This is a genomic window from Burkholderia sp. MSMB2157WGS, from assembly GCF_001532755.1.
Classification (GTDB): Bacteria; Pseudomonadota; Gammaproteobacteria; order Burkholderiales; family Burkholderiaceae; genus Burkholderia.
This window is the reverse complement of record NZ_LPJG01000035.1, coordinates 1-4109: the sequence shown is the minus strand read 5'-3', so window position 1 is coordinate 4109 and position 4109 is coordinate 1. Positions and strand designations below refer to the sequence as shown.

Sequence of the window (4109 nt, the reverse complement as noted above, 5' to 3'; positions counted from 1 at the left end):
TTGCCCAGCGTGATACCGGCCTTCGTCGCGTCGTCGTACGTCACCGCCAGCGACGTCAGGTTGCCCTGACCGTCTTCGCCGACCAGGCCCGAGCCCTTCAGCTGGCCAAGGTTCACCGCGTCGCTGTCGCCCGTTGCGTCAGCCACGTTCGTCACCTTCACCGGACCGTTGCCGTCGCCCAGCGTCACCGTGTCTTTCGCTGCGCTGTCGTACGTCACCGCCAGCGATTGACCCGTGACCGGATCGATCAGACCGCTGTTGTTCAGCGAGTCTTCCAGCGAGCCGACACGCGTGTTCGTTGCGAACAGCTGCGAACCGTTCACCGCGTCCGTGCTCGTCGCCGACAGGTCGCCCGCCGCCACGTTCGTGATCTTCGTGCCGTTCGCGCCACCCTTGAGCGCGATCTGGTCGAAGTTCGCCGAGCCGTCAGCGTTCTTGTCGTACGTCACCGCCAGCGAAGCCAGGCCGGAACCCGGGTTCGTCGGATCGATCGGCGCAACCAGGCCCGCGTCCTTCAACTGCGCCACGTTCACGGCGTCCGTGTCGTCCGTACCGGCCGCCACGTTCTTCAGTTGAACCGGCGTCGTTGCGCCCGCGCCGCCCAGCGTCACCGTGTCCTTCGCCGCGCTGTCGTACACGACCGCCAGCGATTGACCCGTCGTCGGATCGATCACGCCGCCATCCTTCAGCGAATCGCGCAGATCGCCGATGTCCTGGTTCGTCGCGAACAGCTGCGAACCGTTCACCGCATCCGTGCTCGTTGCCGACACGTCGCCTGCCGCCACGTTGTGGATCGCCACCGGCGTACCGGCGTTGCCCAGCGTGATACCGGCCTTCGTCGCATCGTCGTACGTCACCGCCAGCGACGTCAGGTTGCCCTGACCGTCTTCACCGACCAGACCCGTGTCCTTCAACTGCGCCACGTTCACCGCATCCGTGTCGTCCGTACCGGCCGCCACGTTCTTCAGTTGAACCGGCGTCGTTGCGCCCGCGCCGCCCAGCGTCACGGTGTCCTTCGCTGCGCTGTCATACGTCACCGCCAGCGATTGGCCCGTGATCGGATCGATCACGCCGCCGTTCTTCAGCGAATCGCTCAGATCGCCGATGCTCTGGTTCGTCGCGAACAGCTGCGAACCGTTCACCGCATCCGTGCTCGTCGCCGACACGTCGCCTGCCGCCACGTTGTGGATCGCCACCGGCGTACCGGCATTGCCCAGCGTGATGCCCGCCTTCGTCGCATCGTCGTACGTCACCGCCAGCGACGTCAGGTTGCCCTGACCGTCTTCGCCGACCAGGCCCGAGTCCTTCAGCTGACCAAGGTTCACCGCGTCGCTGTCGCCCGTTGCGTCAGCCACGTTCGTCACCTTCACCGGACCGTTGCCGTCGCCCAGCGTCACCGTGTCCTTGGCTCCGCTGTCGTACACCACTGCCAGCGATTGACCCGTGACCGGATCGACCAGACCGCTGTTGTTCAGCCAATCCTCCATCGAACCGACACGCGTGTTCGTCATAAACAGCTGCGAACCGTTCACCGCGTCCGTACTCGTCGCCGACAGGTCGCCCGCCGCCACGTTGTGGATCGCCACCGGCGTACCGGCATTGCCCAGCGTGACGCCCGCCTTCGTCGCATCGTCGTACGTCACCGCCAGCGACGTCAGGTTGCCCTGACCGTCGTCGCCGACCAGGCCCGAGTCCTTCAACTGGCCCACGTTCACTGCGTCCATGTCGGCCACACCGGCCTTCACGTTCGACAGCGTCGTACCGTTCGCGCCTGCCAGGGTCACCTTGTCCTTCGACGCGCCGTCATACACCACCGCCAGCGATTCGCCCGTCGTCGGGTCGATCACGCCGCCGTTCTTCAGCGAGTCGCTCAGGTCGCCGATGCTCTGGTTCGTCGCGAACAGCTGCGAGCCGTTGACCGCATCCGTGCTCGTCGCCGACACGTCGCCTGCCGCCACGTTGTGGATCGCCACCGGCGTACCGGCGTTGCCCAGCGTGATACCGGCCTTCGTCGCGTCGTCGTACGTCACCGCCAGCGACGTCAGGTTGCCCTGACCGTCTTCGCCGACCAGGCCCGAGCCCTTCAGCTGGCCAAGGTTCACCGCGTCGCTGTCGCCCGTTGCGTCAGCCACGTTCGTCACCTTCACCGGACCGCTGCCGTCGCCCAGCGTCACCGAACCGTAGTTCGGCGTGCCGTCCGCGTTCTTGTCGTACGTCACCACGGCGCGCGTGTCGCCATTGCCGTCGACGAGACCGGTATCCGACAGTTTGTCCTTCAGGTCGCCGATATCGCCCGTGTTTTGCGACGTACGGTCATCGAGGTTCGCCAGCGCGTCGCCCACGTTGTGGTAGTCCTGCTTCTGCGATGCATCGGCCGGATCGGCCAGCGAGTACGTCGGGTTCGTCACGGTGCCGTCCGCGCCGACGGTCGAGCCGCCGCCCAGCGCATCGGCCACGCTCTGCGCCGTGCCGTACAGTTGCGAACCGTTGATCGCGTCCGTGCTCGTCGCGTTCACCGCGCCCGCCGCCACGTTCGTGATCTTCGTGCCGTTCGCGCCACCCTTCAGCGCGATCTGGTCGAAGTTCGCCGAACCGTCGGCGTTCTTGTCGTACGTCACCGCCAGCGAAGCCAGGCCGGAACCCGGGTTCGTCGGATCGATCGGTGCGACCAGGCCCGCGTCCTTCAACTGCGCCACGTTCACTGCGTCCGTGTCGTCCGTACCGGCCGCCACGTTCTTCACCTGAACCGGCGTCGTTGCGCCCGCGCCGCCCAGCGTCACGGTGTCCTTCGCTGCGCTGTCATACGTCACCGCCAGCGATTGACCCGTGACCGGATCGATCAGGCCGCTGTTGTTCAGCGAGTCTTCCAGCGAACCGACACGCGTGTTCGTCGCGTACAGCTGCGAACCGTTCACCGCGTCCGTGCTCGTCGCCGACAGGTTGCCTTCAGCCACGTTGTGGATCGCCACCGGCGTACCGGCGTTGCCCAGCGTGATACCGGCCTTCGTCGCGTCGTCGTACGTCACCGCCAGCGACGTCAGGTTGCCCTGACCGTCTTCACCGACCAGACCCGTGTCCTTCAACTGCGCCACGTTCACCGCATCCGTGTCGTCCGTACCGGCCGCCACGTTCTTCAGTTGAACCGGCGTCGTTGCGCCCGCGCCGCCCAGCGTCACCGTGTCCTTCGCCGCGCTGTCGTACACGACCGCCAGCGATTGACCCGTCGTCGGGTCGATCACGCCGCCGTTCTTCAGCGAGTCGCTCAGGTCGCCGATGCTCTGGTTCGTCGCGAACAGCTGCGAACCGTTCACCGCGTCCGTACTCGTCGCCGACACGTCGCCCGCCGCCACGTTGTGGATCGCCACCGGCGTACCGGCGTTGCCCAGCGTGATACCCGCCTTCGTCGCGTCGTCGTACGTCACCGCCAGCGACGTCAGGTTGCCCTGACCGTCTTCGCCGACCAGACCCGTGTCCTTCAGCTGGCCCACGTTCACTGCGTCCGTGTCGACCACACCGGCCGCCACGTTCGACAGCACCACCGGCGTGCCGGCGTTGCCCAGCGTCACACGATCCTTCGCCGCGCTGTCGTACACGACTGCCAGCGATTGACCCGTGACCGGATCGATCAGGCCGCTGTTGTTCAGCGAGTCTTCCAGCGAGCCGACACGCGTGTTCGTCGCGTACAGCTGCGAACCGTTGACCGCGTCCGTGCTCGTCGCCGACAGATCACCCGCCGCCACGTTCGTGATCTTCGTGCCGTTCGCGCCACCCTTCAGCGCGATCTGGTCGAAGTTCGCCGAACCGTCGGCGTTCTTGTCGTACGTCACCGCCAGCGAAGCCAGGCCGGAACCCGGGTTCGTCGGATCGATCGGCGCAACCAGGCCCGCGTCCTTCAACTGCGCCACGTTCACGGCGTCCGTGTCGTCCGTACCGGCCGCCACGTTCTTCACCTGAACCGGCGTCGTTGCACCCGCGCCGCCCAGCGTCACGGTGTCCTTCGCTGCGCTGTCGTACACGACCGCCAGCGATTGACCCGTGATCGGATCGATCACGCCGCCGTTCTTCAGCGAGTCGCTCAGGTCGCCGATGCTCTGGTTCGTCGCGAACAG

1 protein-coding gene is annotated in these 4109 nt (G+C 66.4%); it reads right to left on the bottom strand.

Annotated elements, in window-relative coordinates; genetic code table 11:
• On the bottom strand, positions 1-4109 hold a 4109-nt coding region (locus WT53_RS25285), incomplete at both ends, for a beta strand repeat-containing protein (RefSeq protein WP_373558456.1).